General features: G+C 63.4%; 25 protein-coding genes and 1 pseudogene. 17 read left to right on the top strand and 9 right to left on the bottom strand.

The genetic code is table 11. The features are described from left to right. Window positions 1–22: 22 nt before the first annotated feature. The 7 genes from X756_RS156900 to X756_RS156930 all read left to right on the top strand — a co-directional run bounded on the left by X756_RS156900 (window position 23) and on the right by X756_RS156930 (window position 7,108). On the top strand, window positions 23–1,168 hold the full coding sequence (locus X756_RS156900; RefSeq protein WP_023729222.1) for an ABC transporter ATP-binding protein: 1,146 nt from the start codon (window positions 23–25) through the stop codon (window positions 1,166–1,168). Window positions 1,169–1,283: 115 nt separating this feature from the next. Continuing rightward, window positions 1,284–2,531, top strand: coding sequence for a sugar ABC transporter substrate-binding protein (locus tag X756_RS156905; protein ID WP_023729221.1), 1,248 nt, complete (start codon window positions 1,284–1,286; stop codon window positions 2,529–2,531). 139 nt (window positions 2,532–2,670) lie between these two features. Continuing rightward, window positions 2,671–3,567: a sugar ABC transporter permease gene (locus tag X756_RS156910; protein WP_023729220.1), complete on the top strand. Its 897-nt coding sequence runs from the start codon at window positions 2,671–2,673 to the stop codon at window positions 3,565–3,567. Window positions 3,568–3,571: 4 nt separating this feature from the next. Then, window positions 3,572–4,414, top strand: a complete 843-nt coding sequence (locus X756_RS156915) for a carbohydrate ABC transporter permease (RefSeq protein WP_023729219.1) — start codon at window positions 3,572–3,574, stop codon at window positions 4,412–4,414. A gap of 39 nt (window positions 4,415–4,453) precedes the next feature. Beyond that, on the top strand, window positions 4,454–5,350 hold the full coding sequence (locus tag X756_RS156920) for a sugar phosphate isomerase/epimerase (RefSeq protein WP_023729218.1): 897 nt from the start codon (window positions 4,454–4,456) through the stop codon (window positions 5,348–5,350). A gap of 4 nt (window positions 5,351–5,354) precedes the next feature. Then, window positions 5,355–6,080 carry a ribulose-phosphate 3-epimerase gene (locus X756_RS156925; protein ID WP_023714874.1) on the top strand — a complete coding sequence of 242 codons (726 nt, stop codon included), beginning with the start codon at window positions 5,355–5,357 and terminating at the stop codon, window positions 6,078–6,080. Continuing rightward, on the top strand, window positions 6,080–7,108 hold the full coding sequence (locus tag X756_RS156930) for an ROK family protein (RefSeq protein WP_023729217.1): 1,029 nt from the start codon (window positions 6,080–6,082) through the stop codon (window positions 7,106–7,108). Before X756_RS156925 ends, X756_RS156930 begins: the two co-directional genes overlap by 1 nt. A 77-nt stretch (window positions 7,109–7,185) precedes the next feature. On the opposite strand, the gene X756_RS156935 is transcribed toward X756_RS156930, so the two are convergent. From X756_RS156935 to X756_RS156945, 3 genes are all read right to left on the bottom strand, one after another. Next, a complete protein-coding gene (locus tag X756_RS156935) occupies window positions 7,186–7,521 on the bottom strand; it encodes a hypothetical protein (RefSeq protein ID WP_023729216.1) in 336 nt (111 codons plus the stop codon). A gap of 78 nt (window positions 7,522–7,599) precedes the next feature. Continuing rightward, window positions 7,600–7,875, bottom strand: a complete 276-nt coding sequence (locus X756_RS156940) for a hypothetical protein (protein ID WP_023729215.1) — start codon at window positions 7,873–7,875, stop codon at window positions 7,600–7,602. A 96-nt stretch (window positions 7,876–7,971) separates the two neighbouring features. Next, on the bottom strand, window positions 7,972–8,883 hold the full coding sequence (locus tag X756_RS156945) for a LysR substrate-binding domain-containing protein (protein ID WP_023729214.1): 912 nt from the start codon (window positions 8,881–8,883) through the stop codon (window positions 7,972–7,974). Between the two features lie 101 nt (window positions 8,884–8,984). Here X756_RS156945 and X756_RS156950 point away from each other — a divergent pair, with 101 nt between their 5' ends. The 3 genes from X756_RS156950 to X756_RS156960 all read left to right on the top strand — a co-directional run bounded on the left by X756_RS156950 (window position 8,985) and on the right by X756_RS156960 (window position 11,174). Next, window positions 8,985–9,620: a DsbA family protein gene (locus X756_RS156950; RefSeq protein ID WP_023729213.1), complete on the top strand. Its 636-nt coding sequence runs from the start codon at window positions 8,985–8,987 to the stop codon at window positions 9,618–9,620. A gap of 52 nt (window positions 9,621–9,672) precedes the next feature. Then, entirely contained in the window at window positions 9,673–10,281 is a 609-nt protein-coding gene (locus tag X756_RS156955) for an NAD(P)-dependent oxidoreductase (RefSeq protein ID WP_023692222.1), read from the top strand. A 161-nt stretch (window positions 10,282–10,442) separates the two neighbouring features. Beyond that, a complete protein-coding gene (locus X756_RS156960; protein ID WP_023729212.1) occupies window positions 10,443–11,174 on the top strand; it encodes an SDR family oxidoreductase in 732 nt (243 codons plus the stop codon). Here X756_RS156960 and X756_RS01000000165325 read toward each other — a convergent pair. Beyond that, window positions 11,125–12,056 (bottom strand): annotated as a pseudogene (locus tag X756_RS01000000165325) (LysR family transcriptional regulator). The gene X756_RS156960 and the pseudogene X756_RS01000000165325 overlap by 50 nt on opposite strands. Window positions 12,057–12,320: 264 nt before the next feature. On the opposite strand from X756_RS01000000165325, the gene X756_RS156965 reads away from it, so the two are divergent. The 5 genes from X756_RS156965 (at window position 12,321) to X756_RS1000000170350 (ending at window position 18,089) form a co-directional block, all read left to right on the top strand. Continuing rightward, window positions 12,321–13,235 carry a dihydrodipicolinate synthase family protein gene (locus X756_RS156965; protein WP_023729211.1) on the top strand — a complete coding sequence of 305 codons (915 nt, stop codon included), beginning with the start codon at window positions 12,321–12,323 and terminating at the stop codon, window positions 13,233–13,235. A gap of 260 nt (window positions 13,236–13,495) precedes the next feature. Then, a complete protein-coding gene (locus tag X756_RS156970) occupies window positions 13,496–15,328 on the top strand; it encodes an ABC transporter ATP-binding protein (RefSeq protein WP_245264463.1) in 1,833 nt (610 codons plus the stop codon). Further along, complete coding sequence (locus tag X756_RS156975) at window positions 15,328–17,214, top strand: ABC transporter ATP-binding protein (RefSeq protein ID WP_031237965.1); 1,887 nt, start codon at window positions 15,328–15,330, stop codon at window positions 17,212–17,214. The genes X756_RS156970 and X756_RS156975 overlap by 1 nt, the downstream gene beginning before the upstream one ends. 363 nt (window positions 17,215–17,577) lie before the next feature. Continuing rightward, the gene (locus tag X756_RS1000000167230; RefSeq protein ID WP_023667887.1) at window positions 17,578–17,742 is read left to right on the top strand and encodes a DUF3309 family protein; all 165 of its coding nucleotides are present in this window, start codon (window positions 17,578–17,580) and stop codon (window positions 17,740–17,742) included. A gap of 212 nt (window positions 17,743–17,954) precedes the next feature. Next, window positions 17,955–18,089, top strand: coding sequence for a hypothetical protein (locus tag X756_RS1000000170350; RefSeq protein WP_023682661.1), 135 nt, complete (start codon window positions 17,955–17,957; stop codon window positions 18,087–18,089). Here the strand turns inward: X756_RS1000000170350 and X756_RS156980 are convergent. Further along, the gene (locus tag X756_RS156980; RefSeq protein WP_023704772.1) at window positions 18,080–19,261 is read right to left on the bottom strand and encodes an MFS transporter; all 1,182 of its coding nucleotides are present in this window, start codon (window positions 19,259–19,261) and stop codon (window positions 18,080–18,082) included. The two genes, X756_RS1000000170350 and X756_RS156980, sit on opposite strands and share 10 nt — an antisense overlap. A 102-nt stretch (window positions 19,262–19,363) precedes the next feature. Continuing rightward, on the bottom strand, window positions 19,364–19,591 hold the full coding sequence (locus X756_RS156985) for a DUF1127 domain-containing protein (RefSeq protein WP_023729208.1): 228 nt from the start codon (window positions 19,589–19,591) through the stop codon (window positions 19,364–19,366). A 252-nt stretch (window positions 19,592–19,843) separates the two neighbouring features. Here X756_RS156985 and X756_RS156990 point away from each other — a divergent pair, with 252 nt between their 5' ends. Both X756_RS156990 and X756_RS156995 read left to right on the top strand, forming a co-directional pair. Next, the gene (locus X756_RS156990; RefSeq protein WP_023714884.1) at window positions 19,844–21,361 is read left to right on the top strand and encodes a winged helix-turn-helix domain-containing protein; all 1,518 of its coding nucleotides are present in this window, start codon (window positions 19,844–19,846) and stop codon (window positions 21,359–21,361) included. Between the two features lie 533 nt (window positions 21,362–21,894). Further along, window positions 21,895–23,391: an aldehyde dehydrogenase family protein gene (locus X756_RS156995; protein ID WP_023704768.1), complete on the top strand. Its 1,497-nt coding sequence runs from the start codon at window positions 21,895–21,897 to the stop codon at window positions 23,389–23,391. Window positions 23,392–23,415: 24 nt separating this feature from the next. Here X756_RS156995 and doeB read toward each other — a convergent pair whose 3' ends face one another. The 3 genes from doeB to X756_RS157010 all read right to left on the bottom strand — a co-directional run bounded on the left by doeB (window position 23,416) and on the right by X756_RS157010 (window position 26,726). Beyond that, window positions 23,416–24,420: a N(2)-acetyl-L-2,4-diaminobutanoate deacetylase DoeB gene (doeB, locus tag X756_RS157000; RefSeq protein WP_023682666.1), complete on the bottom strand. Its 1,005-nt coding sequence runs from the start codon at window positions 24,418–24,420 to the stop codon at window positions 23,416–23,418. Window positions 24,421–24,425: 5 nt separating this feature from the next. Further along, the gene (gene doeA / locus X756_RS157005; protein WP_023729207.1) at window positions 24,426–25,604 is read right to left on the bottom strand and encodes an ectoine hydrolase DoeA; all 1,179 of its coding nucleotides are present in this window, start codon (window positions 25,602–25,604) and stop codon (window positions 24,426–24,428) included. 129 nt (window positions 25,605–25,733) lie between these two features. Then, the gene (locus X756_RS157010) at window positions 25,734–26,726 is read right to left on the bottom strand and encodes a cyclodeaminase (RefSeq protein ID WP_023729206.1); all 993 of its coding nucleotides are present in this window, start codon (window positions 26,724–26,726) and stop codon (window positions 25,734–25,736) included. Between the last annotated feature and the right edge of the window lie 10 nt (window positions 26,727–26,736).

Genomic DNA, 26,736 nt, shown 5'->3' with positions numbered 1-26,736 from the left:
TTATACTTGTGGAGGGAGGAATATGGCAGAAGTCATTCTTGAGAATATCTGCAAAACCTACGGGAACAGTTTTCGCGCAATCGATCAGTTGAACCTATCGGTCAAGGACGGCGAGTTCTTGATTCTCGTCGGGCCGTCGGGCTGCGGCAAATCCACGGCGTTGCGAATGATCGCGGGGTTGGAAGACATCACCAGCGGCAGCCTTCGGATCGGCGGGGTCGACGTCGCCGACATGCCGCCCAAGGACCGCGACATCGCGATGGTGTTCCAGAGCTACGCGCTCTACCCGCATATGACGGTATCCGAAAACATCGCCTTTTCGATGCGGCTGGCAGGCAAGCCGAAGGCCGAGCGCAAGAAGCGCGTGGACGAGATCGCCAAAACTCTTCAGCTGACGTCTTTGCTGGACAGCAAACCCGCGAACCTGTCAGGCGGGCAGCGTCAACGGGTTGCCATGGGCCGCGCCATGGTGCGCGAGCCGGCCGCCTTTCTCATGGACGAGCCGCTTTCCAATCTGGATGCGAAACTGCGTGTGCAAATGCGCGCCGAAATCACCAGCCTGCAAAAGCAGCTCGGCGTCACGACCATTTACGTGACCCACGATCAGATCGAAGCGATGACGATGGGCGACAGAGTCGCGGTGTTGAAAGGCGGTGTGCTGCAGCAGGTCGACACACCCAAGAGGCTCTATGAATCGCCGGTTAACGCCTTCGTTGCCGGCTTCATCGGCTCTCCTTCGATGAACCTTTTCGAGGCGACCCTGAAGGGCGGCGAGCTCGCTTTTCGCGACTTCGCCGTCCGGCTGCAGGATGCAGCCTTCGTGCGCAGGCCGGCCTTGAGGTCGTATGCGGGGCGCAAGGTCGTGTTCGGGATCAGACCGGAGGATCTTTATGACAGCAGCCTTGAATCCGGTCGCAAGTATCAGACGATACCGGCCAGGGTGACCTCGATCGAGGAACTCGGCTCCGAACAGATCGTCCACATGAACATCGACGCGGTCCGGGTGGACTCCGGCGATCCGGATGCGGTGGATGATTTCGGCCTGGCGTCGAACGCGGTGGCGAGGTTCGAGCCGATCAGCGCCGTCCGCTCCGGCTCGGAAATCCGGTTGGCCGTGGATGATGCCAAGTTCCATTTCTTCGATCCCGAAACGCATCTGGCGATCTGAAGATCTGCGGAAGACCGCGGGCGGGAGCGAGGTGCCTGCGGAAGATACAAGAAGGCTTCTGAATGAACAGACGATCGTCCGCATTGTGCGGCCGATCTTGAAGAAGGAGGAGAAAATGATGTTTCGGATACGACCCGCGATGCTGAAAATAGCCGCGGCCGCATGGTTGCTTGGTGCAACCGGCGCCATGGCGGACACGACGCTGGAATTCACCCAATGGTGGGAGCCCGAATTGCCGGCGGGATCGCTCAGGGCAATCATGAACGACTTCGAGGCTGCAAACCCCGGCATCAAGGTGACGCTGGTCAGCGGTCCCTATGCGACCACGCGAGACCAGATCTCGGTCGGCGCCGCAACCGGAACGCTTAGCGACGTCGTCGGTCTCGACGGCGCCTGGGTGAACAATCTGAACGCGCAGGGTGCGCTGGCCGACATGAACCCGATGATGGATGCGAGCGGGTTCGACAAGACCCAGGTCGCGGATATCATCAAGGTGGACGGCAAGGCGGTGATGTTTCCCGTGGCTTCGTTCGTCTATCCGGTCTTCGTCAATCTGGACCTCGCCGCCCAGGCAGGCGTGACCAAGCTGCCGTCGACCCGCGCGGAGTTTCTCGAAGCCGCCAAGAAGATGACCCACGCCGACAAGAACCAGTATGGCTGGGTGCTGCCCTTGTCGCTGCAAACGCCGTCCGGTGTCCAGAACGACCTGATGTCGTGGGTCTGGGCCTCGGGCCAATCGATGATGGTTGAGGGCAAGCCGGCTCTCGAGGGCAAGCCGGTCGTCGATATGCTCACCTTCGTCAAATCACTGAACGACGCCGGCGTCATCTCGCCCGGCATTGCCACCAAGACCGAGCAGGAGAAGGTCGAGGAATTCGTCAACGATCGGGTCGGAATGATGATCGACTCGCTTGCGCATGTGAATCTCATCCGCAAACGCAATCCCAAGCTGAACTTCGACCTCATCCCGGTCCCGGTCGTGGCGGACTACAACGGCAAGCGCGGCCTTCCCTACGCCTCCTGGGGCATCGGCATCTCCGCCGCCTCGAAACATCAGGATGAAGCCTGGAAGCTCGTCCAATATCTGATGAGCGAAAAGGTGAATGCCAAGCTCGTGTCGCTTGCAAACGCCTTCCCGGGCAACGTCAACGCCAAGCCCGATTTCGTGACCTCGGACAAGGCTTTCGCCAAGGCTTTCGAAATCTTCAAGACCGGCTATCTCGCCAACGAGTTCACGGGCCTGCCGGTGGCTGAAGACCTGATGACCCAGTTCGACGTGGAGGCTCAGAAGATGCTTGCCGGCGAGCAGTCTCCGGAACAAGCCGCAACCAACGCTCAAAAGGGCTGGATGGCGAAATTCTGAGCGGCCCATTCCCCGTTTGCTATCTTCCACCGGGTGGCCCGGCCTCGCCAGGCCACCCGTCAACAACGGATCGGCAATTTGAGATGGACCTTTTTTTGAAGCGCACCTTCCTCTTCAAGGCACATCCCAGGGGTCGCACATGACCGGGCAGAAGCGCTCCCACCATCGACTGAAACGAGCGGTCGCACCCTATCTCTATCTGTCACCCTCGCTCCTCATAATCGGCCTGTTGATGCTGCTGCCGATGGTGACGGTGATTGGCTATTCGTTCCAGAACAGCGCGGTGCTGCGTCGCGACCCGTCCTTTGCCGGATTGAAACACTACCAGGCGATCTTTGCCGATCCGGTGTTCTGGGCCTCGCTGTGGCACACGCTCTACTTCACCTGCATGAGTGTCGTCTTCCATATGACCATCGGCATGCTCTTCGCACTCATGCTGAACAGCGACCGCATCAATCCGACGCTGCGCAATGTCCTGCGCGTGCTCTACATACTGCCCTGGCTGTTCACCGCGGTGATTATCGCGGTGATCTGGCGCCTGCTGCTTGAGCCGAACGGTGTCGTCAACAGCGTTCTCATGCAGATGGGCATCATCGGTTCCAAGGTCGAGTGGTTTTCCTCGCCCGCGACCGCGCTGCACGCCGTCACCTTCGCCAACATCTGGGCGGGCTACCCGCTTTTCATGGTCAGCCTGCTCGCAGGCTTGCAGGGCATTCCCAAGGATTTCTACGAGGCCGCCGATATCGACGGCGCGAAGGCCTACCAGAAGCTGATCTTCATCACCATTCCGCAGCTGATGCCGATCATCATCAGCATCTCGCTGCTCGACTTCATCTGGACCATGCAGGTCTTTCCATTGATCTGGATAACGACGGGTGGCGGTCCGATCTACTCGACCGAGGTCCTCAGCACCTACACGTACAAGCTGGCGTTTTCGAGCTACAACCTGTCGCAGGCCTCGGCGAGCGCCGTGGTCATCCTGCTGATCTCTCTCGGCCTGACGCTGTTCTACATCCGCTATCAAAAGGCTCGGTAGTCACATGAGGAAAAGGCACACGCCGAAAGACAGGCTGATCACCGCCGCGCTCCATGTCGCGCTTGCCGCAGGGCTCTTTTTCGCGGCCTTCCCGATCTACTGGATGCTGAGCAGCTCGTTCAAGTCGAACACCGAAATCTTTGCCCTGCCGCCAACCATCCTGCCGAAGGCCTTCACGCTGGAAGCGTATGCGGCCATCCTGAGCGACCCGGTAAAGCTGCGCTTCTTCTTCAACAGCTACTTCGTGGCTGGAGCGGTGACCGTGCTGACGGTGCTGATCGCCTTGCTGGCGGCCTATGGGTTCAGCCGTTTCAATTTTCGCGGCAAGGGCAGCCTCAACACGCTCATCATCAGCACGCAGACGATCCCGCCGATCACGCTTTTGATCCCGTTCTTCGGGCTTGTCGTCTCGTATGGCATCTTCGACACCTATGTCGCGCTGATCCTGACCTATCTGGTGTTTACGCTGCCCTATGCGATCCTGCTGATGACGGGATATCTGAACACCTTGCCCCGCGACCTCGATGAAGCGGTGGCTGTCGACGGCGGCACCAGTTGGACCGCACTGTGGCGGGTGATCGTCCCGATTTCACTGCCTGGTATCGTGGCGACGTCGGTCTACACCTTCCTGTTGTGCTGGAACGAATTTCTCTTTGCGCTGACGCTGACGAAGTCGACGTCCATGCGCACCGTCCCGATCGGCATCCAGCTGTTGATGGGACAACACGCCTTCGAATGGAACCAGATGATGGCGATGAGCGTGCTCGGCTCGCTGCCACTGCTGGTTATCTACCTGGTTGCCCAGAGGTTCTTCCTCGCCGGCATGACCGCGGGCTCGGTCAAGTAGGGTATCCCTCGAACGGAGGTGGAATCAAGGAATGAAAGGATGACCGTGAAAGACCTGAAAGTCGGCTGCCAGACCTTTACCTGGGAAATGCTCGGGGACCGCTTCGCCGGCGGCCCGGACGATCTGCTCAAGGCGATCGCCGATGGCGGCTATGCCGGCATCGAGATCACCGACACGATGATCGGCCGCTATGCCGAAAAGCCGGCGGAGTTCGCGGCCGCGCTGAAATCATCCGGACTGACGCTCGTCTCCTTCGCCTTCGGCTCGAAGAGCGGTTTCNCGGAGTTCGCGGCCGCGCTGAAATCATCCGGACTGACGCTCGTCTCCTTCGCCTTCGGCTCGAAGAGCGGTTTCACGCTCAGGGATGAGATCGGCGCCGACCTCGAGACCGCCAAACGCTGGATCGACTTCGCCGCCGCCTTTCCCGGCGCGCTGGTGTCGATGGGCTCGGCCACGATCGTTTCCGACGGGCCGCGCGACGGCAAGTTTGCCATCGCCGCCGAGGTCTACAACAAAGCCGGCGAGCTCGGGCGCGAGGCCGGCGTCCAGGTCGCGGTGCATCCAAGCTCGCATCACAATACGCTGCTGTTCGACCGCGCCGACTACGACCGCATCTTCGGGCTGCTCGACGCCTCGCTGGTGGGCTGGGTGCCCGACACCGGCCACATCTTGCGCGGTGGCCAGGACATGGCGGATACGCTCACCACTTATCGCGACCGCATCCGCTATTTGCATCTGAAGGATGTCGACGCGTATGGAACCTGGGCGATGCTCGGCAAGGGCGTCTGTGACACGGCGAAGGTGATCGAGATCGCTGGTGCTGCACCCAATTTCAACGGCTGGCTGGTGCTGGAGGAAGAATCCGAAACGGCTGCCGCCGACCCTGCCGGCGCCGTCAAAACCAACCGCCAGACAATGCGCGGCTACGGAGCCTGAGACGATGACGACGAACAAGCCCCTGTCCGGCCCCGCCGCGATCGCTGCCCTGCCGCGCAACCGGCTGATCGGCGAGTTCTCGCTGTGGTCGGCCGACCTCGCCAACATGGAGCGCGATTTGAAGCGCATCGAGACCCATGCCGATGTCCATCATATCGACGTCGCCGACGCCCGCTTCACCCCTGGCTTCCTGTTCTTCCCGGACCTGGTGGCGCGCATCGCCAAGCTCACCGCGAAGCCGATCCATGTCCATTTGATGGTCGAAGCCGAGATCGTCGAAGAACAGACGCGCCAGTTCATCGAGGCCGGCGCCGACCTGATCAGCGTGCACGCCGAAAACGGCGAGACCGGCCTGCGCGCCGTGAAACTGGCGCATGAACTCGGGGCCGAGGCCGGCGTGGTACTGCGGCTGGAAACACCGGTCGCGGCCGTCACGCCCTTCCTGGCGGAAGTGGCGTTCGTGACGCTGCTCGGCACCTCCATCGGCGTCAAGGGCCAGAGCCTGTCGGAGCAGGCGTGTCCGCGCCTGATCGAGGCGCGCGCGCTGATGCGCAAAGCCGGCCGCGAGGCCGACATCGTGCTTGCCGCCGATGGCGGCATCCGCCACGAGACCGTGCCGCTGCTGCGCGCCGCAGGTGCGGAGACCGTGGTGCTGGGCTCGCTGGCCTTCGGCGATCCCGACCTTGCCCGGCGCATGGCCTGGCTGCACGGGCTGGAGGTCGCCGCCTGATGACCAAGCTTGCGCTCGCCTTCGATCTCGGTGGCACGGCGCTGCGCGGTGCGCTGGTCGAGAGCGATGGCCGTATCGTCGCTCATGCTTCGGCGCCGACGCTTGCCGGTGCGGGATCGGAGGCGGTGATCAGCCAGATCGTCGCTCTGGCAGGCACGCTCCTCAGGGAACACCCGCAGGCAAACGTCGCCGGCATCGGCGTCGGTGCGCCGGGGCCACTCGACCCCAAGGCGGGGATCGTCATTGCGCCGCCAACGCTGGCCGGCTGGCATGATGTGCCGCTGATCGACATTCTGGGGCGGCATTTCGGGCTGCCGGTGCGGCTGGAAAACGACGCCAATGCGGCGGCGCTCGGCGAATGGCGTTTTGGCGCCGGACGTGGCAGCGGATCGCTGGTGTTCGTGACTGTGTCCACCGGCATTGGCGGCGGCGTCGTCGCCGATGGCCACATCTATCACGGCAGGCGCGGACTGGCGGCCGAGATCGGCCACATGACCATCACCGGTGAAGGCGACCGCTGCTTTTGCGGCGCCATCGGCTGCTTCGAGGCCGTTGCCTCCGGAACCGCGCTCGGCCGCCGCGCCACGCGACTGACCGCGCCGGGCGACGGCTCGCTCTTACGACGGCTGTCAAATGACGGCGACGTCTCGGCCAGGCATGTCGTAGAGGCTGCCAAGGCCGGCGACGCCAACGCTCTCGACCTGATCGAGGCGGAAGCACAATGGCTGGGCATCGGCTTCACCAATCTCTTGCATCTCTATTCGCCCGATCTGATTGTCATGGGTGGCGGCCTTTCCAACGGGTTCGACCTTCTGGCACCGTCGATCAGAGCGGTCATCCAGCAGCGGGCGATGCCGGCCTATCGCGACGTGCCGATCGTGCAGGCTGAACTCGGCGACCGCGCCGGGCTGATCGGCGCCGCCAGCCTGATCCTGTGGGAAGGCGAACCGGGTGCGCCGCTGGCGATGGCGCAGGACGACAAGGACAGAGGCGCGACCGCCGATGCCACGGAGGCACGCCATGGCTGAACTCGAGCTGCGCGGCGCGCGCGAAGATGGTGAATGGTCCATTTTGAATGCAGCGCCAAGGTCCCCGAAGAGGACCCCTACCCTTCGCGATTCCAGCTGGCGTATTTTCGGATCGTTTGCCGCTTGTCTTCCGACAAGCCAACAAGGAGATTCTCCTCGAGATAGCCTTGCCGGATGAGATTGGCGAAGACCTGTATTAGCTGTGAATACCGATAGGCGAACATCTGGTCGATCTTCCGTCGCTGCTGCCGCAGAAAGTCTTCGACATCCCATATTTCGGAAGGCGTTGCCGCAACGTGGGCCCTGCTCTTGAGTTCAGCCAACGTCTTGTCGAGCGTCACCTTCAGCGCTGCGTCATAGGCAGTGCGGGCGACTTTCTTTTCGGACGGAGACCATTTCTCACCAGCGGTCATCGACTGTCTCTATCGTGTTCGCGGCGGCGTCAGCCGGTAAAACCTGCGACGCAGGACAACACCGCCGTTGGGACCAATCTACTTTCCGCAATGGTGATCGTTGACCTTGTTCAGCGCATTCGCGTCCGGCCCGACCCGGTCGTAAGAGCACGGGCCGGCCGCCGTGGTGATCAGCATTTTGTCATAGTAGCGCGGGCCGCCGAACAGGGCGTAGATGAGGTCGCGATGGGCGGGGACGTAGCGTTCGGGTTCTGGCTGACGATGGCGATGCTTGTCCTTGGCGACAGCCGCTGTGGACAGGCTGCAGCCGACAGCGAGAGCGAGCATGCAGGTCGCAAAGATCTTGGTGGTCATCGGCAGTACCCCTTCTGACGGTTCGGAATCGCAGCATATCCAAAAGCGCCTGCCGAACAAAGGTTCCCTCGCCGGCATTGCCGGCCGGTGCCGAAATCAGCCCGCACTGCGCGCGCGCCGCCGTTCGGCTGCAACCAGGAGGTCGACGAAAACGCGCACCTTGGCCGGCCTGAAGCGCGCCGGCGGGAAGACGGCATGGATGCCACCGGACGGCAAGGTCCAGTCCGCGAACACCCGCACCAGCCGGCCGCGCGCAATGTCGTCGGCGACACTGTAATCCGGAAAGATGCCGAGGCCGATGCCGGCCAGCACGCAGGACAGCACGCCTGGTGTCTTGTCGCAGCTGACGACGGGGTTGAGTTCGGCCAGCACCGTTTCCGTGCCCCTCGAGAACAGCCATTGGCCGACCCCGCGCAACTGGGCGTTGCCGACCCAGGGCAGCGACTTCGCCTGCCTGGGGCTGGCTTCCCCAGGCAGCCTGGCGGCCAGTTCCGGGCTGGCGACGACGAATTGCTGCAGGCTGCCCAGCCGCCGCGCCAGATTGCTGGAACCGGCAAGCCAGCCGACGCGGATGCCAAGATCGATCTGCTCGTCGACCAGGTTGCTGACCGCATCGTCGAAGATCGTCTCGACCCGCATTTTCGGGTATTTTCTGATGTAGGCGGCGATGGTCGGCGCCACGACCTTCTCGCCATAATCGAGCGGCGCCGTCAGCCGCAGCGTCCCCGTCGGCTGCGCCGCTCGCTGCGAAATGTCGCCATAGGCTGCCTCCGCCTCGCGCAGGATGATCGCGGTCCGGTCATAGAACAGACGACCCTCTTCGGTCGCCGTCACGCGCCGGGTCGTGCGCCGCAACAGCGTAGCGCCAAGCTCTTCTTCGAGCTTGCCGACCTGATGGCTGACCACAGCCTTGGCAACATCGAGACGGTCGGCAGCGGCCGTGAACGAGCCGGTCTCCACCACGGTGGCGAAGTAGACGAGCCGATTGAGATTGAGGAGTTCGGTCATAGGCCGCCATTGTCTGATTTTATCAGACAGTTTGTATGATTGATCGCTATTTCTCGCAAGCGGTCCAGCTGTCATCTATCGGGCAACAGAATGAGGCCGCCATGACCAATGCAACCCTAACCTATCTTTTCGACCCGCTCTGCGGTTGGTGCTATGGCGCCACGCCGATGCTGGATCGACTGGCCGCCGGGACCGCGCTCGAACTGCTGCCGGTGGGGCTTTTCTCCGGTGCCGGCGCGCGGCCGTTGGATGCAGGCTTCGCCGCCCATGCCTGGGACAATGACCAGCGCATCGCGCGGCTGAGCGGACAGCGCTTCAGCCAGGCCTATCTCGACAATGTGCTCAATGTCAGCGGCACCTTGCTCGATTCTTCCGCTGCCACCATGGGCATCAACGCCGCCGGACTGGACGACTGGCGCCAGCGACTTGCGGCACTGAAGGCGATCCAGCATGCCCGCTATGTCGACGGCCGCGATATTGTGACGGTTGACGGCGTCGCCGCGGTACTGGCCGACGCCGGCATGAGCGACGCGGCAAAGCTTTTGAAAGCGCCGACGCAGGCGTTTCTGGCGAAGCATGACGACCTGGTCAGCCGCGGGCGGACATTGTTCCAGCGGCTGCATGTCAATGGCGTTCCCGCGCTCGCGGTGATCGGCCAAACGGCGCCGCGCCTGATCGGCGCCAACGCGCTGTTCGGCAGCTACGACAATCTCGTCGCTCACATCGAGGCGGCGTAGTCCCAGAAATTCTCCCCAGACGAAATTCTCCCCAGACGAAAGGAAAATCCCCATGAAAATCGCACTTATCGGCGCGTCCGGCCAGGTCGGCTCGCGCCTGCTTAAGGAACTCTCCGATCGCGGTCACAGCGTCACCGCCATTGCCCGGCATCCAGACAAGATCGCGGCACTTCCGGGCGTGACTGCCAAGAAGGGCGACGTCTTCGACAAGGATGGCCTTGCCGCCCTGATCAAGGGTCATGACGCGGTGATCTCCTCGGTTCATTTCCTCGACAGCGATCCCGATACGCTCATCGCAGCCGTGCGTGCTTCCGGCGTCAAACGCTACCTCGTCGTCGGCGGCGCCGGCAGCCTTGAGGTTGCGCCCGGCAAGCGCCTGGTCGACACGCCGACCTTCCCTGATATCTACAAGGCCGAGGCGCAGAAGGGCGCCGACTTCCTCGACACGCTGCGGACGGTCGACGATCTCGACTGGACCTTGCTGTCGCCTTCGGCGCTGTTCGTCGCCGGCGAGCGGACCGGCAAATACCGCATCGGCAAGGACACGCTGCTGACGTCCGACAAGGGCAGCAGCATTTCCTTCGAGGACTACGCCATCGTCATGGCCGACGAGATCGAAAAGCCGGCGCATATCAAGCAGCGCTTCACGGTCGGCTACTGAGCGCACTTCATTGACAGGGGCACTCGACGGAGCGGCCCGCGTCGGTTCCTATCGACGATAGTGCCATCGGAGCCTCCGATGGCACTATCGCTTTCTTCCGTTTCCACTCCTGCCGCCGGTCTGCGACTCTCGCCGGAGCGGTTCAGGACAGGAACGGAAACATGGCAGACATCGCAAAATCGAAAATCGCTATCATTGGCGGCAGCTCCGGAATGGGGCTGGCGTTGGCAAGGCGGTGCCTGGACTCAGGCGCCGAAGTCATCATCGTCAGCCGCAGTGAAGCCAGGCTCAAGCGTGCCGGCGAGGCGCTGCAGAACCCTTCCGCTTTGAGCGCCGTCGCCGCCGATATTGCCAGGGAGGATCAGGTCGCTGACCTGTTCAAGCGAATTGGCCGGCTCGACCATATCGTCAGCACCGCCGCCGACATCGAAGGCGCCTATGAGCTATTGCCTTCAGTCGACCTGAAGGCGGCGCAGCGGGTCGTCGAAAGCAAATTCTACGGGCCGCTGCTGCTCGCCAAGCATGGCGCGCCGCAGCTTTCGGCCAACGGCTCCATCACCTTCACCTCAGGCATCGCCGCCTACCGGCCGGCGGCGCGCGGCTCGGTCGTTGCCGCTGTCAACGCTGCGCTGGAAGGGTTGGTGCGGGCGCTGTCGGTCGAGCTGGCGCCGGTCCGTGTCAACGCCGTCTCGCCGGGCTGGGTCGACACGCCGATCTGGAGTTTTGTGGCCGGCGACAAGAAGGACGAGACGCTCGATGCACTGGCCAGGCGCCTGCCGGTCGGCCGCGTCGGACAGCCGGACGACATTGCCGATGCCATCGCCTTTCTGATGGGCAACGGTTTTACGACAGGGACGGTTCTGCATGTCGAGGGCGGTCATCGGCTGATCTGAGCGCAGCGAAATTCCTGGCCGCGGCCGCCAGCAGCAGTTTCAGCGCCGGCGGCTGAACCCGCCGGCGGCGCCAGACCATGACCAGCGACGCCGTGCGGGCCGACCCCGGCCACGGCAATTCGACGATCTCGCCGCGATCGAGCGCGTCGGCAACGGCCAGCCGCGGCACCAGGCCCATGCCGACACCAGTCGCCACCAGACCCGCAATGGCCCCGATGCTGCCGACTTCGGCGGCAAGTTCTGGCGCTGCCATCTCGGCAAAGGCAGTGTCGAACAGATGCCGGTAGACGCATCCGGTTTCCGTCACCACGAAACGCATCGCGGCGAGCGCGGCCAGGTCGTTTTGTCGCGATGCGGCCGCATCTTCGGGCGAGGCGACAAGGACCAGCGGCTCGGCCGATATCGTGCGCCGGGCCAGACGTTCGTCCAGACCGCCCTTGTCGAAACAGAAGGCGATGTCGATCTCGCTCTCTTCGAGCTGCCGCAGCAGGGCATCGCTGCCGGCGATTTTCAGCCGCAGACCGATCTCCGGGTGGTCGCCTTGAAAGGCCGCCAGCAATTGCGGAAGTCTGACGGTGGCAATCGTCTCCAGCGCGCCGACCGTAACCGTTCCGGCGGTCATTCCCGTCGTTGCCTCGACGGCAATACGCGCCTCCTCCGCCAGTTGCAGAATCTCTTCCGCATAGGGTTTCAGCGCGTCGCCGGCCGTCGTCAGGTCGAGGCCGTGGCGCGAGCGGATGAAGAGGACGACACCAAGTTCGCTTTCCAGCGACTGGATCTGGTCGCTGACGCTCGACTGGCCAGATGAACCTCCCGCGCTGCGCGGGTGATGTTGCGGTGCCGCGCCACGGCGAGGAAGGTCTTGAGCAATCGTGGGTGCATGCCGTTTCCGGATCTGTCTCTGTTCGACATTTCGGGCTTGGCTGGTCCACTTGCAACCCTGGTCCATTTGCAACCCCGGTCCATTTGCAACCCATTGACGCCGGCGTCATCTGGTTGCGGCAGACCGAAGGGCCAGAATTTCGCGGCAATGACCCGCAAGTTTTCCCACGGCCGGCGCGGTGGCCCAAGAGATCGCCTCTGGCAGATCGCATCGTACGTATGCTCTATGCCAAGCTGATTTCCAGCACCGATGGAAGGACCGACATGCCCCGCCCGCAAGGAACCATCGCCCCGATCCTGACACCGTTCGAAAATGACGGCCGGATTGCTCGTGACTTGTGGATCTCACACGCCAAATGGGTGCTGGGCCAGGGCGCGCATTTCCTGTCGCCGTTCGGCACCACGGGCGAGGCACTGTCGCTCTCGCTCAATGAGCGCATGCAGGCGCTGGAATGGCTGATCGAGGCCGGCATTTCGCCGGCGCGCATGATGCCCGGCACCGGCGTCACCGCACTCCCCGAAACCGTCGAACTGTCGAAGCACGCGGTCGGCCTCGGCTGCGCCGCCGTGATGGTGCTGCCATCGTTCTTCTACACGGCCGCCGGGGACGATGGCCAGGCGCGCTACTACAGCGAGCTGATCGAAAGGGTGGCCAACCCGGCGCTGAAGATGATCCTCTACCACATCCCGCAGAACTCCGGCGTGCCGGTAAGCCCTGCCCTGACCGCCCGGTTGAGCGCGGCGTTTCCAGAGACGGTCGTCGCCTACAAGGATAGCGCCGGCGACTGGAACAACACGGCGGCGGTGATTGCCGCCGCACCCGACGTCGCGGTGTTCCCCAGCTCGGAGGCGCAACTGACCAAGGGGCTCGCCAGTGGTGCTGCGGGCTGTATCTCCGCGACCGTCAATCTCAACGCTGCGGCCATCCGCGACCTCTACGACGCGACGATCGCTGGCCAAGACGTCACGGAAGCGGACGCCGCGATCAGGGCGTTCCGCAAGGTGATCCAGGATGCAGGCCTGATCCCGGCAATGAAGGCCGTGCTGGCGGTGCGCTCCGGCGACAAACGCTGGCTGAACCTGCGCGCCCCGCACCAGAATGCAACGCTGGAAAGCGGCAAGGCGCTGCTCACGGCGCTCGGTCCCGCGGCGGACCATATTGGTCGAGGTCGGGCATGATGGTGGCTGGTGCATGCTCGCATCTTTTCAATCGGCCTAACGTGACGACCAGCCGCTTCTAACGCCGACTCGGGCTTAGGCAGCCGCGGACGATCAGCCCCTTTCAGGCACAGTGCGATACCGCCATTGGCCCTTGAACGGTCAAAATCGAGGCGTACCATCGCGGTATCTGAAACTGAGTCTGTTTTCATTCGTCTGGGCTAATGTCCGGATCGGATTGGGTATTTTCCTTGGCAATGGATGCAACCCGCGGCGCAGCGATGCGCGGCAAATCGTTTGCCCATGTGGCGGAGGCGTCCTGGGGCAAGGGCCTCAGCACGCTGCTGCGCATCCTGCGCATGACGTTGCGCCATCCCTGGCAGGTTGCGATCACCATCGCCTCGACCTTCACCGCCGCGACGCTGCAGCTGTTCATCCCGCGCCTGCTGGGCCACGCCATCGACCAGGCGCAAGGCGTGATGGCTGGAGGCGGCGGCGCGGCGGCTGAGCAGGCGCTGTGGACGACGGCGATCACCTTGCTCGTCGTCAGCATTCTGCGCGGCCTCTTCACCATGGCGCAGAATTATTATGGCGAGGCCGTTGGCCACCGCACCGGCTATGAGCTGCGCCTGGCCTTCTACGAGAAGATCCAGCGGCTGAGCTTCTCCTTCCATGACCGGGTGCATACCGGCGACCTGATTACGCTTGGCCTGCTCGACCTCGACGGCGTGCGCATGTTCTTTTCCACCGGCATATTGCGCGTGGTGCTGCTCGGCGTGCTGATCGGCGTCGGCTCCTATCTCCTGATCAGCACCGATCTCGAGCTCGGGCTGCTCAGTCTGAGTTTCGTGCCGTTCGTCGCCTGGCGCTCCTCGGTCGCACAGCTCAGGCTGCGCAGCACCTGGCTGACGCTGCAGGAGCGGCTGTCAGTGCTGAGCCGGGTGATGGACGAGAACCTCGGCGGAATCCGCGTCGTGCGCGCCTTTGCGGCGCAGCGGCATGAGCTGGAAAAATTCGACCGCGCCAAGAAGTCGGCGCTGGAGCTTGCCGACCAGCGCGTCGACATCCGCGTCTCTAACACCAGCGCCATGAATTTTTCCTTCCTGGCGGCCATGGGCCTGGTGCTGTGGTTCGGTGGCCAGAAGGTGATCGCGGGCCAGATCAGCGTCGGCACGCTGGCGCAGTTCCTCACCTTCATGACCATCCTGCAGATGCCGGTGCGCCAGCTCGGGCTGATGGTCAACTCGTTCGCCCGCGCCTCGACCTGCGGCACAAGGCTGTTCGAACTGCTTGACGCCGAACTTGACATCGAGGATGCGCCTGATGCCAAGGATCTCGTGGTCACCGAAGGCTTGCTGCGCTTCGACAATGTCGGCTTCCGCTACGCGGGCGCCGGGGGCCGGCCGGCGCTGTCGGGCATTTCCTTCGAGGCCAGGTCCGGCGAGACCGTCGGCATTGTCGGCCCGCCGGGCAGCGGCAAGTCGACCATCGCGCATCTGATCCCGCGCTTCTACGATGTGAGGTCAGGCGCGATCACCATCGACGGGCAGGATATACGCGAGGTCACGCTGCAATCGCTGCGCAAGGCGGTCGGCGTCGTGCAGCAGGACGCTTTCCTGTTCACCACCTCGATCGAAAACAACATCGCCTATGGCAATCCGTGGGCGCGCGAGACCCGCATCGGGCAGGCGGCTGAATACGCCCAGCTGCACAATTACATCATCGGGCTTCCGGCCGGCTACACCACGGTCGTGGGCGAGCGCGGGTCATCGCTTTCCGGGGGCCAGCGGCAGCGCCTGACCATCGCCCGCACCCTGATGCTGCGGCCTTCGGTGCTGGTCTTCGACGATTCCACCGCGGCTGTCGACGCCGGCACCGAGCAGCGAATCCGCACCGCGATGAAGCGCTTCGCCAAGGACCGCGTGACGCTGATCATCTCGCACCGGCTGAGTTCGCTGATGCATGCCGACCAGATCCTGTTCATCGAGAATGGCCGCATCGCCGAGCGCGGCACGCACCAGGAATTGCTGGCGCTGGGTGGTCGCTACCGCGCGCTTTACGACCTGCAGCTGCGGCCGGACGACGATTTGCCGGTGGCGGTGGGAGCCGCATAATGTCGACACCGGGTCACGACGAAAAAGAAGACACCAGCCGGCGGCCCACCAGGGCCGTCGTCGGTTCGCACCGCGACGAGGAAGAGGTCTTCGGCAAGGTCTACGATCCGCGCATCGTGCGCCGCATCTGGAGCTTCGTGAGACCGTACCAGGGCCGGATCTTCATCTCGGTGGCCGCCGTTTTGGTGTTCACTCTGACGCAATTGGCGATCCCGCTGGTCATCCGTTACGCCATCGACCACGGCATGGCGGCGGGCAAGGCCGACAGCTCCGTCATGAACTGGGCGATCGGTGCCTTCGCCCTGATCATCCTGATCAACTATGCCGCCAGCTATGTCCAGGAAAGCGTCGTCGGCAAGGTGGCCGAGAATGTGCTGTCGGATTTGCGCCGCGCCATGTTCAGCCATCTGCAGCGCGTCTCGCTGAGCTTCATGGACAAGACCGAGGTGGGCCGGCTGATGTCGCGCCTGCAGGGCGACGTCAATTCCATGCAGGAATTCCTCGAGACCTCGGTGATGTCGGTGGGCGACATCGTGCTGCTGTTCGGCATCGTCAGCGTTCTGTTGTGGCTCGATTTCCGGCTCGGTCTGCTGACGCTGTCGACCATGCCGGCGTTGTTCATCGTGCGCCTGTTCTGGCTGCCGCGCGCCAAGATCGCCTTCATGGCCGCGCATGAGACCAACTCGATCGCCAATGGCGCGCTGGCCGAAGGCATCCATGGCGTTCGCACGGTGCAGAGCCTGGAGCGCCAGCACGTCAATTTCGACCTTTATGACGAGAAGGTGCTGGCCAATCTCAGGGCTCACCTGACCTCGGCCAAATATGCGCAGGTGATGGTGCCGATCGTCGACACGCTGACCGGCATTGCGATGGCAACCGTGATCGTCGTCGGCGGCTCGATGGTGCTGTCGCACAGCCTCGACATCGGCGTCATGGTGGCGTTCCTGTTCTATATCCAGCGCTTCTTCGACCCGATCCGCTCGCTCACCATGCAGTACTCGGTCATGCAGCGCGCCATGGCGTCGGGCCAACGCATCTCCGAAGTGCTCGACGTACCGGTCGACGTCAGCGACAGACAGGGCGCGGTGACGCTGACGCGCGACATGGACGGTTCGGTCGAGTTCAGGAACGTCACCTTCGGCTACCGGCAGAACCAGCCGGTGCTGAAAAACATCTCCTTCCGCGTCAATCCGGGCGAGACGGTTGCGCTTGTCGGCCCCACCGGTTCGGGCAAGTCGAGCTGCATGGCGCTGGTGCACCGCTTCTATGATGTCTGGTCGGGCGAGGTGCGGGTCGGCGGCCACGATGTGCGCGACGTGACGCAGGATTCGCTCGGCGATCAGGTGGCGATGGTGCTGCAGGAGCCGTTCCTGTTTTCCGGCACGGTGCTGGAGAACATCCGCTACCACAAGACATCGGCTACCAGCGAAGAGGTTGTGCGCGCCGCGCAAGCCGTTGGCGCGCGCGACTTCATCGAGCATTTGCCTGACGGCTACGACACCGAGCTCGAACAGCGCGGCGGCAATCTGTCCCTCGGCCAGCGCCAGCTGATCAGCTTTGCACGCGCACTGGTGGCGGATGCGAAAATCCTGGTGCTGGACGAGGCGACGGCGAGCATCGATTCCTACACCGAGATGCTGATCCAGAAGGCACTGGTCACGCTGCTGGAAGGCCGCACCGGGCTGGTCATCGCGCACCGGCTGGCGACCATACGCGGCGCCGACCGCATCATCGTCTTACAGAACGGCGAGATCGTCGAGAGCGGAAATCACGAGCAGCTGATGGCGGCCAAGGGCCTCTATGCCAGGCTCTACAACATGAACTACGCATCGTTCGACGATATTGCCGAGGAAGACATAGGCGCGCCGGCCGGCAAGGCGACGTGAGCTGCTGCCGGTTCAGCTCGACTGGGAATGGTGCGGGGCCAAAACTCGTCGTCGACCAATTCGGCTTCAGATGACGACACGTTTCAGCTCGCCTTCCAGCGTAAGCCCGGCGTCACGCCTGCCGCGCGTTCAGGTGGAGGAGCGGCCGGCCGCCTAAAGGGCAATCCCGCGTAAATTCTGAATTCTACGCGCCGCCTGGCGCGCGATGCACGCGCAGCTTGCGCCTGAACCTCAGCAAACGCCGTCATGATGGCTTTCGTTCCTTAGCCGTCGGATGAAAATCGCCGGGGAACAGGAAGGCTTGCTGGGAGTTTAGTTCTTCGAGCCGCGCCGTGAACGGCGCGGCAGCGAAGGAGACGGCATATGGGCCTGGGTACCATTCTTATTATCATCCTGATCATCGCGTTGCTCGGCGGCTTCAGCGGCCTCGGCGGCGGCCCGTTCTACGGCACTGGTTACTATGGCGGCGGTGGCCTCGGGCTGGTGCTGATCATCGTGATCATTCTGGTTGTTCTCGGGCGAATATAGCGTCGCCATTGGCGGCCGCCGAGTTTCTACGGCGGCCGCGTTTTCGCCTGACATCGAGGTTTGAAGACATGGCAGCTGAAGACATTGCTGGTCCGGACTGGGCCGGCGTCGGCGCGAGCGAGAGCGAACGCGACGAGCTGGGATATCCTAATGGTGGCACTATCCGAAGGCGGCGGGCGTAAGCTGCAGACCCCGACACCCGCCTGGCGGCCGTGGCGTTCATCGAGGCGGATCGGACGCTTCGAGAAACCCAGGACGGCGACGAGGCGGGTCCGGCCTTTCTCGCTATTGTCGACAAGGGCAGCATCGGCCTGAAGGCCGCAATGGCAGGCACGCCTTACGCCTGAACGCGGTCAACCCGCCGTAACTCCGCCAGCAGAAACACCACCAGCACGCAGCACAGCAGGCCAAGCGACAATGGCAGTCCCTGATGTCCGGTCAGTTGCATCGCCAGCCCGGCCACGGGTGAGCCGACGATGCCGCCTACCCCCCATACGAACGCGAAGGCGGCATTGCCGGCGATCAAGGCTTGACCGGTGAAACGCTCGCCGAGCTGGATCAGCGACAGCGTGTAGATCCCGAACGAGACCCCGCCCCAGACGAAGAAGAGCGGCCAGACAAGCCATGTAGCGAAGAGCAACGGCAACAGCAAACAACCGGCCAGGCAAGCCAGGACACAGAACAGCATCATCGGCTTCGAGCCAAACCGTTCGGCGGCGCGCCCAAGCACGACCTGCAGCACGGCATTGCCGGCGATGAAACAGGTGATGAGCGAAGCGATGCGCTGCTCAGTGCTGCCGAGCGCGGCACCATAGACCGCGAACAGCGAAAGCAGGACTTGCTCGAAGGCGGCAGCCGTGAAGACTGCGAACAAGAGCAGCGGCGCCAGCGCGAAGAAGCCGCCGACCGACACCGCTTCGCCCTCACGCGGCATGTCGGGCAGGCGTGGCGCGACGGCAAGCACGATCAGGCCGCAGACAAGGAAGGCCGCGCTGCCGATGATGAAGGGTGGCCATCCTTGCGTGCCGACCAAGCCTAGCGACAGCGGGCCGAGGCCAAAGCCGGCGGAAACGATGGAGGAGTATAGGCCCATGATGCGGCCTCGGCGTGCGGCGGGTGTGATCGAGACCAGCCAGGTTTCACTGATCACGTAAAGCGGATTGGCAAAGAAGCCGAGCAGGAAGCGCAACGGCATCCAGGCCCATACATCCTGCGTCCAGGCAATCGCGATCAGGACGGTTGCTGCCAGGATCGAACACACAACCGCAAAGCGCGCCGCGCCCACCCGCCGGACCAGCGCCGGCGTGAAGAGCGACGATATAATGAAACCCAGAGGCGTCATCGCGGCCGAGAGGCCGATAAGGCCCGGTGTCGTCCCTTGCCGTTCCAGGATGAAGCTGAGCAGCGGATACGTCAGCCCCTGTGCTATGGCGAACACCGTAACTGTCGCGATGATGCCGGCCATCGCGGCCCATGCGATGTGGTTCTCCGGCGGTGACGTCGCGTCTTCGGCGCTCATGCCGACTTCGAAGCAGGATCGGCACGTTCCGGCAAGTGCAAATGCCGGCAAAACGCCGCGGTACGCCCAAACAGGCGGGCGGGTCTTATCCGCGACATCAGCTCACACTTGCCAGAAGCGTTTGACGATTTCGGCCTCGACCTGGCGTCTGGTCAGACCGATATCGTCGATAAGGTGCGGATTGGTCTCCGCCATCTGCTTGAGGTCCCAGCGAAAGCGTATCCGCTCGCGCCAGGCCGCGATCATGCCCCGCGGGCCCGTCGGACGCCGGCCCGATGACACCGCCTTTTCCGGCAAGGCTGCACGAGCAGAAGCAAGGGTATCGTTCATGGCAACCTCCATTCGGTTTGAGGGGCGACAGCCCTCGGCTTGAAAGAGGTTGAATTCTGCCGCATGCGGACGGCGCCGTAATTAAGCGCGGCCAAATAGTTCTCAAAAGTTCCAAAGCAGTTAGAGCACCTCGCCGATTCATCGAAACGACGAGGTGCTCAACTCTTTGTTTTGACGCCATACGTCCGTGAAGCGCTCTGCGCTTTCCCGTGGGAAAACCGCCTTCACACCTTTCCTGGAATTGCTCTATAGATGCGCGTTATGCAGGGATCGCGCTTTGCCTTTGGTCCGTTCGTGCTCGATCCGGGTGCGGGAACGCTCCTTCGGGACCAAGTTCCCGTCGCCGCCGGCCACCGCGGACTGCAGCTGCTGGCGGCGCTCGTCGCCCGGCCCGGCGAGATCGTGGCCAAGGCCGAGTTGATGGATGCGGCATGGCCAGGCACCGCCGTTGAGGAAGGCAACCTCACCGTCCAGATTGCGCAATTGCGCAAGCTGCTGGGTCCGGCCACGAACGGCGGAGAATGGATATCGACCGTTCCGCGCGTCGGCTATCGCTTCGCCGGCGCCATCGAACAGCTCGGCGACGAGAAGCGACAGGCTTTGCCGCTGCCCGCCAAACCGTCGATAGCCGTGCTGCCCTTTGCCAATTTCAGCAACGACCCCGAGCAGGAAGCCTTCGCCGACGGGTTGACCGAAGACCTGATCACCGACCTGTCGAGGATCGGCGGCCTGTTCGTCATCGCGCGCAACTCGACCTTTGCCTACAAGGGCAAGGCGGTGGATGTGCGCGAGGTCGCCAGAGAACTAGGCGTGCGCTATCTCTTGGAGGGCAGCGCCAGACGCGCCGCCGGGCGCGTGCGCATCAACGCCCAGCTGGTCGACGCGCTGAGCGGCGAGCATTTGTGGGCAGACCGCTTCGATCGCGGCCTGGAAGATATCTTTGCCGTTCAGGACGAGGTGACGGCCAAGATCGTCGAGGCGCTGCTTGGCCGGCTGCGCGCGCCGCTGCCGCGCAACCGGCCCCGAAATCTCGAGGCCTACGATCTGTGCGTGCGAGCCCGCAACCTGATCGACGTCTCGCCGGAGACGGCGCGCGAAGCGCATCTGTTGCTGACGCGCGCGCTTGCGCTCGATCCGGACTATGCCGAAGCCTATCGCTGGCTTGCCATGAACCACTGGATGGGATGGGTGCATTGGGGAGAGCCCATTGAGCCTGCCCGCGGCCTTGCCCTGGAACTGGCGCGCAAGGCTGTGGCGATCGATCCCAACGATGCCGGCTGCCACTGGGTGCTTGCTAACCTGCTTGCCTATGAGCGCAGATTCGACGAAGCGGATGTGGGATTTGCCAAGGCGTTCGAGCTCGACCCGAACGAGGCCGATGCCTGGGCGACATTGTCCGACATCGCGGTCCTGGCCGGGCGCGTCGAGGAGGGCCTCGACTATATCAGCAAGGCGTTCCGGCTGAACCCGTTTCCGGCAAGCTGGTACTATCTGACGCTCGGCCAGGCGCAATATGCGGCGCGCGACTATGAAGCCGCCGTCGAGACGACGCGCCGGGACGAGACGTATCGGACAAGCTCGCGCCGTTTCCTTGCGGCAAGCCTTGCGCAACTCGGCCGGATCGACGAGGCGCGCGCCGAGGTCGACTTGTTCCTTGTCGCGAACCCACATTTCACCACCCGTCACTGGGTCGAGACGGAGCCGTTCCGCGACACTGCCACGCTCGACCATTTCGTCGATGGCTTCCGAAAGGCCGGCCTTCCGGAGTGACGGACCGGCGTGCTCGATCGATGCCAGGCACCGTCGGTTGCGGATCAATCCTGCCAATGTTTGCACGTCGCGAGGCCGCTCGACCGATCTTGCTTCCGCGAGCAGTCATCCAACAGCGATTGCAGCGAAGCGGCGCGCGAAACCTCTGTCACGGTGAAGCCGGCTGGAACGGCCACGATCGATCCGGCCACGGGTGAGCGCTGGGTGGCGGCTGGCGACTGCCTGTTGCGCTCTCGTCTGCAATGCCGGCATCACGGTCGCCGTGGGCAATGATCGGCTTGCCTCATTGAGCTTTTAGCGACGCGCTCCGACAACTCGCGATGATTTTTCTAGATGCCATTTGTCGAAGCACAATCTTTTCCGAAAGCCGGTTTCCACTTTTCGGGACCATGCTCTAGCGGCTGTCTGTTTCTTGTTGCTGGCGCGATTCGGAAGTCACCCGCACAACCTGGTTATCTGAGCGCCCTTTAGCTTTCCTTGTTTGAGGTCGGCGGCGGAAGTAATAGTCGCCAAGGAATTGCGAGGAGGAAGAGATGACGCTGAACTTCGACCCGAAGGCGAAGGCCACGGCGTTGTACCATGGCGAATTCCGACCGATGTTCATTGGCGGCAAGTGGGTCGCCGCGCAGTCCGGCCAGGGCATGCAGGCACTCAATCCGGCAACAGGCGAGGTGCTGGCGACAGTGCCGCGCGGCGGGGCTGCCGATATCGACTCGGCGGTGGCCGCCGCGCGCGCGGCCTTCGAAGGCCCATGGTCCAAATTCTCGCCCTACGAGCGGCAGTGCGTGCTGCTCAGGATCGCCGATCTGTTCGAGACGCATTGGGAAGAGCTCAGCGTTTCCGACACGCTCGATATGGGACTGCCGATCACGCGCACGCTCTCCAACCGGCGCCGCGTCATCGGCATGCTGCGCTTCTATGCCGGCATGGCGACGGCGCTGCATGGCGAGGCGATCGACAATTCGATTCCCGGCGAGATCGTCACCTTCACCCGGCGCGAGCCGGTGGGCGTCGTTGGTGCGATCATTCCCTGGAACGCGCCGACCGCCGCCTCGATCTGGAAGATCGCGCCGGCGCTGGCGACAGGCTGCACCATCGTGCTGAAACCGTCCGAGGATGCGTCGCTGACGCCGCTGCTGATCGCGCAACTGATGCAGGAAGCCGGCGTGCCCGACGGCGTCGTCAACGTCGTCACCGGCACCGGGGCCGAAGCCGGTGCGCGGCTCGCCGAACATCCAGACGTCAACAAGATCGTTTTCACCGGATCGACGCTGACCGGCCAGGCCATCGCGCGGGCAGCCGTGGCCAACCTCAAACGCGTTTCACTGGAGCTCGGCGGCAAGTCGCCGATCATCGTCTGCCGCGACGCCGACATCGACAAGGCTGTTCCGATCGCGGCGATGGCGGTGTTCGTGCATTCGGGCCAGATCTGCATTGCCGGCTCGCGGCTGTTCGTGGCGCGCGAAATCCATGACGAGTTCGTCCGCCGGCTCGCCGATTTCGCCGGCAGACTGCGGATCGGCCATGGCATCGAGGCAGAGACGGAAATCGGACCGCTCATCAATGCCAAGCAGGCAGCCAAGGTGGAGGGCTATATTAGGGCCGGCAGCGACGAAGGCGCCGAACTGGTCGCCGGCGGCTCGCGGCTGACCGGCGAGCTCTACGATGGCGGCAACTTCATTGCGCCGACGGTCTTCGGCGCCGTGTCGGACCAGATGACCATCGCGCGCGAGGAGATTTTCGGCCCGGTCATTTCGGCGATGCCCTTCGACTCGCTCGACGAAGCGGTGGCGCGTGCCAATGCGACGCCCTATGGCCTGGCCGCCGGCATCTTCACGACACATCTGGGCACCGCGCACAAGCTTGCGCGCCGCGTCAAGGCCGGCTCGGTCTGGGTCAACATGTACCATGCCATCGACCCGGCGGTGCCGTTCGGCGGCACGAAGATGTCGGGTTATGGCCGCGAGGGCGGCATCGAGCATCTGCACGAGTATCTGGAGACCAAGTCGGTCTGGATCCAGACCGACTGATATTCGCGCGGCGTACTCTGCGAATCACGATGAAACCACAACGGCCAGGACGGCGGCGCAGTCACCGGCTTTGACCAGGCCGGGGAAATGCCGCGCCGCCAGAATGCCGGACATTTTTGCCCGGATTTCCTGCGGAGCGATGCCGGTGCGGCCGGTGGAATGGATGCGCGCCAGCACCGAGCCTTCTTTCACAGGCTCGCCGAGATCGACCATGGTTTCGATCATGCCGTCCTCCTCGGCGAAGGAGAAACAATCGCCTGACGGCATGTCGAGCCACTGAGTTCTGCCCTTCTCGACCGCACCATCAACAATGCCGGCATGGCGCAGCACATTGCTGATGCCGCGCCGCGCGATCCGCACAGTCTGTGCGCGCGAGGTGCCGCCGCCGCCAAGCTCGGTGCTGACGAAGACCTTGCCCATTTCCTCCGCCGCCGTGTCGTACATGCCGACGGAGTCGATCTCGATCATGCGCATCGAGAACGGGGCAGAGAACGCCGCGACCGCATCGAAGGCTTTCTGCTCCAGCACCTTGTCGGGCACCGTGTGGGCGGCACAGAAGGGCACGAAATCCAGTGTCTTGCCACCGGAGTGGAAGTCGAAGACGAGGTCGGCGCGGGGCAGCAATTCGCGCTGGAAATAGTCGGCGATCTTTTCCGTCACCGTGCCGTCGGGACGGCCGGGAAAGCTGCGGTTCATATTGCCCTTGTCGATCGGCGATGTCCGGGTGCCGGCGCGAAAGGCCGGATAGTTCATCGCCGGCACGATGATCACCGTGCCGCTGACCTGTTTGGGATCGAGCGTGCGGGCGAGATCGTAGAGCGCCAGCGGCCCCTCATACTCGTCGCCATGATTGCCGCCGGTGAGCAGGGCAGTCGGCCCCTTGCCGTTGCGGATGACGCAGATCGGGATCATCACCGAGCCCCACGCCGAGTCGTTGCGGCTGTAGGGCAGGCGCAGGAAACCATGTTGCACGCCGTCCTTGTCGAAATCGACGGTCGGGGCGATCGGGGATGGGCGAAGGCTAGGCATCGGGCTCAATTCTTCACCACCAGTTTGCGCGGTACATTGGCGAGGCACTCTACACCGGTTTCGGTGATCAGGATGGATTCGGTGATTTCCAGTCCCATGGTCTCCAGCCAGAGACCGGTCATGAAATGGAAGGTCATGCCAGGCTTGAGTTCGGTGCGGTCGCCGGGGCGCAGGCTCATGGTGCGTTCGCCCCAATCCGGCGGATAGGAGAGACCGATGGAATAGCCGGTGCGGTTGTCCTTGACGATGCCATATTTCTTCAACACGGCGAAAAAGGCGTTGGCGATGTCCTCACAGGCATTGCCGGGCTTTGCCGCCGCCAGCCCCGCCTCCATGCCTTCCAGTGTCGCCTTCTCGGCATCGAGGAATTCCTGTGTCGGCTTGCCGAGAAAGACGGTGCGCGACAGCGGGCAATGGTAGCGGTTGTAGCAGCCGGCGATCTCGAAGAAGGTGCCCTCGCCCGACTTCATCGGCTGGTCGTCCCAGGTGAGATGCGGCGCCGAGGCGTCGGCGCCCGACGGCAGCAGCGGCACGATCGCCGGATAGTCGCCGCCGATGCCATCGACACCGCGCGTGCCGGCATCGTAGATCTCGGCGACCAGATCGCATTTGCGCATGCCTACTTCGATCTTGTCGACGATGCGCTGGTGCATGGCTTCGACGATCCGAGCCGCCTTGCGCATATAGTCGATCTCGGTTGAACTCTTCACGGCGCGCTGCCAGTTGACCAGCGCTGTCGCGTCGACGAAGCGGGCGTTGGGCAGGTGCTTCTGCAACGCGGCGAAGGCGGCAGCCGAGAACCAGTAATTGTCCATCTCGACGCCGATGGTCAGCTTGCCCCAGCCGCGATCACTGAGCACTCTGGCCAAAAAATCCATCGGGTGGCGCTCGGTCGACTGCACGTAGTGGTCGGCATAGCCGACGATGTTGTCATGCGCGAGATAGGCGGTGCGCTTGGCGCCATTGGCATCCTGGCCGCGACCGTACCAGACCGGCTCGCCCGATGGTGGCACGATCACCGCCTGATGCACATAGAACGACCAGCCATCATAGCCGGTCAGCCAGGCCATGTTGGATGGGTCGCTGATAACAAGCAGATCGACGCCTTTCCCCTCCATGGCTTTTCTCGTCTTGGCGAGGCGATCCGCAAATTCGCCACGCGAGAATTTTAGGTTCGGCTGCATTGTTCTTGGTCCTCGTTTGTTGGGCCTGGAGCCTGTTTCAACTTTGTTGGAAACAGGCTCGTCGTTCTTGTTTGAACGTGATCTCTGGGAAAAACCGGGTTCCACTTCCGGATCACGCTTTGGCCAGCATCAGCTTTCAAAAATGGTTCCGGCATTGGCCGCCCGCGCCCGGTTGCGAGCGAGCGTGGCGATCGCCGTATCCTGCACGCCGGTGCCGGTGAGGTCGGCGATGGTGATATCGCTGGGTGAGCGCCTTCCGTGCCGTTCGCCGGCGATGATCTGGCCGAGTTCGGTGACCGCGGCATCGGCTCCCATCACGCCCGATGCGATGGCGTGATGCAGTTCTCCCAGACGCCGTGTCTGCTTGGCGCTGTCGGCGACATAGAGATCGGCCATGCGCAGGATCGCCGGCGCGATCTCGTTCTTGTGTTCGGCATCCGAGCCCATGGCGGTGATGTGCTGCCCGGCAACGACAAAGCCGGCCTTGATCAGCGGCTCGGTCGACGGCGTGGTGGTGACGATGATGTCGGCGCCGATGGTTGCTTTGGCTGCATCCGGCTCGGCGCGCACGAGAATGCCGAGCTTTTCGCGCAGCGCGCCTGCGGCCGTCTGCGCCTTGACCGCATCGCGCGCCCAGATACGTGCCTCGGCGATCGGCCGCACCAACATGAGTGCTTCGAGTTGCAGCCCGGCTTGCACGCCGGCGCCGAAGATTGCGGCGACGGACGAATCCGGCCGCGACAGATGCTTCGCCGCGACGGCGCCGGCAGCAGCGGTGCGGACATCTGTGAGATAGCCATTGTCCAGCAGCAGCGCCTCGACCACACCGGTTCTTGCCGAGAGCAACACCATCATGCCGCCCCCGCTGGGCAGACCGAGCTTCGGATTGTCGAAGAAGCCGGAGCTTATCTTGACGGCGAAACCGTCTATTCCAGGCACATAGGCGGACTTCACATCCACCTCGCCGCGCTGCTCGTGAATGTCCAACCGCAGAATCGGCGGCATCGCCACCGGCAATGTGGCGAGCGCGCGGAAAGCGTTTTCGACGCAGGCGACCGCGTCAAGATCGAGCGTCACGATTGTGCGCAGTTCATTCTCGGTGAGGATCGTCATCCGGCTCATGCGACGCGCT

Origin of the sequence: Mesorhizobium sp. LNJC405B00, from assembly GCF_000502615.1 — a bacterium.
Classification (GTDB): Bacteria; Pseudomonadota; Alphaproteobacteria; order Rhizobiales; family Rhizobiaceae; genus Mesorhizobium.
Note: the sequence above shows the minus strand (reverse complement) of the source record. Positions and strands in the feature narration are given on the sequence as shown.

Coding starts and splice junctions, on each gene's coding strand:
- X756_RS156985 (WP_023729208.1), bottom strand. CDS start 19,591: ATGAACGATACCCTTGCTTCTGCTCGTGCAGCCTTGCCGGAAAAGGCG.
- X756_RS156900 (WP_023729222.1), top strand. CDS start 23: ATGGCAGAAGTCATTCTTGAGAATATCTGCAAAACCTACGGGAACAGT.
- X756_RS156935 (WP_023729216.1), bottom strand. CDS start 7,521: ATGACCGCTGGTGAGAAATGGTCTCCGTCCGAAAAGAAAGTCGCCCGC.
- doeA (WP_023729207.1), bottom strand. CDS start 25,604: ATGCAGCCGAACCTAAAATTCTCGCGTGGCGAATTTGCGGATCGCCTC.
- X756_RS156970 (WP_245264463.1), top strand. CDS start 13,496: ATGCGCGGCAAATCGTTTGCCCATGTGGCGGAGGCGTCCTGGGGCAAG.
- X756_RS156980 (WP_023704772.1), bottom strand. CDS start 19,261: ATGAGCGCCGAAGACGCGACGTCACCGCCGGAGAACCACATCGCATGG.
- X756_RS156990 (WP_023714884.1), top strand. CDS start 19,844: ATGCGCGTTATGCAGGGATCGCGCTTTGCCTTTGGTCCGTTCGTGCTC.
- X756_RS156915 (WP_023729219.1), top strand. CDS start 3,572: ATGAGGAAAAGGCACACGCCGAAAGACAGGCTGATCACCGCCGCGCTC.
- X756_RS156925 (WP_023714874.1), top strand. CDS start 5,355: ATGACGACGAACAAGCCCCTGTCCGGCCCCGCCGCGATCGCTGCCCTG.
- X756_RS156975 (WP_031237965.1), top strand. CDS start 15,328: ATGTCGACACCGGGTCACGACGAAAAAGAAGACACCAGCCGGCGGCCC.
- X756_RS156995 (WP_023704768.1), top strand. CDS start 21,895: ATGACGCTGAACTTCGACCCGAAGGCGAAGGCCACGGCGTTGTACCAT.
- X756_RS157010 (WP_023729206.1), bottom strand. CDS start 26,726: ATGAGCCGGATGACGATCCTCACCGAGAATGAACTGCGCACAATCGTG.
- X756_RS156910 (WP_023729220.1), top strand. CDS start 2,671: ATGACCGGGCAGAAGCGCTCCCACCATCGACTGAAACGAGCGGTCGCA.
- X756_RS156950 (WP_023729213.1), top strand. CDS start 8,985: ATGACCAATGCAACCCTAACCTATCTTTTCGACCCGCTCTGCGGTTGG.
- X756_RS156960 (WP_023729212.1), top strand. CDS start 10,443: ATGGCAGACATCGCAAAATCGAAAATCGCTATCATTGGCGGCAGCTCC.
- X756_RS1000000167230 (WP_023667887.1), top strand. CDS start 17,578: ATGGGCCTGGGTACCATTCTTATTATCATCCTGATCATCGCGTTGCTC.
- doeB (WP_023682666.1), bottom strand. CDS start 24,420: ATGCCTAGCCTTCGCCCATCCCCGATCGCCCCGACCGTCGATTTCGAC.
- X756_RS156940 (WP_023729215.1), bottom strand. CDS start 7,875: ATGACCACCAAGATCTTTGCGACCTGCATGCTCGCTCTCGCTGTCGGC.
- X756_RS156905 (WP_023729221.1), top strand. CDS start 1,284: ATGATGTTTCGGATACGACCCGCGATGCTGAAAATAGCCGCGGCCGCA.
- X756_RS156955 (WP_023692222.1), top strand. CDS start 9,673: ATGAAAATCGCACTTATCGGCGCGTCCGGCCAGGTCGGCTCGCGCCTG.
- X756_RS156930 (WP_023729217.1), top strand. CDS start 6,080: ATGACCAAGCTTGCGCTCGCCTTCGATCTCGGTGGCACGGCGCTGCGC.
- X756_RS156965 (WP_023729211.1), top strand. CDS start 12,321: ATGCCCCGCCCGCAAGGAACCATCGCCCCGATCCTGACACCGTTCGAA.
- X756_RS156945 (WP_023729214.1), bottom strand. CDS start 8,883: ATGACCGAACTCCTCAATCTCAATCGGCTCGTCTACTTCGCCACCGTG.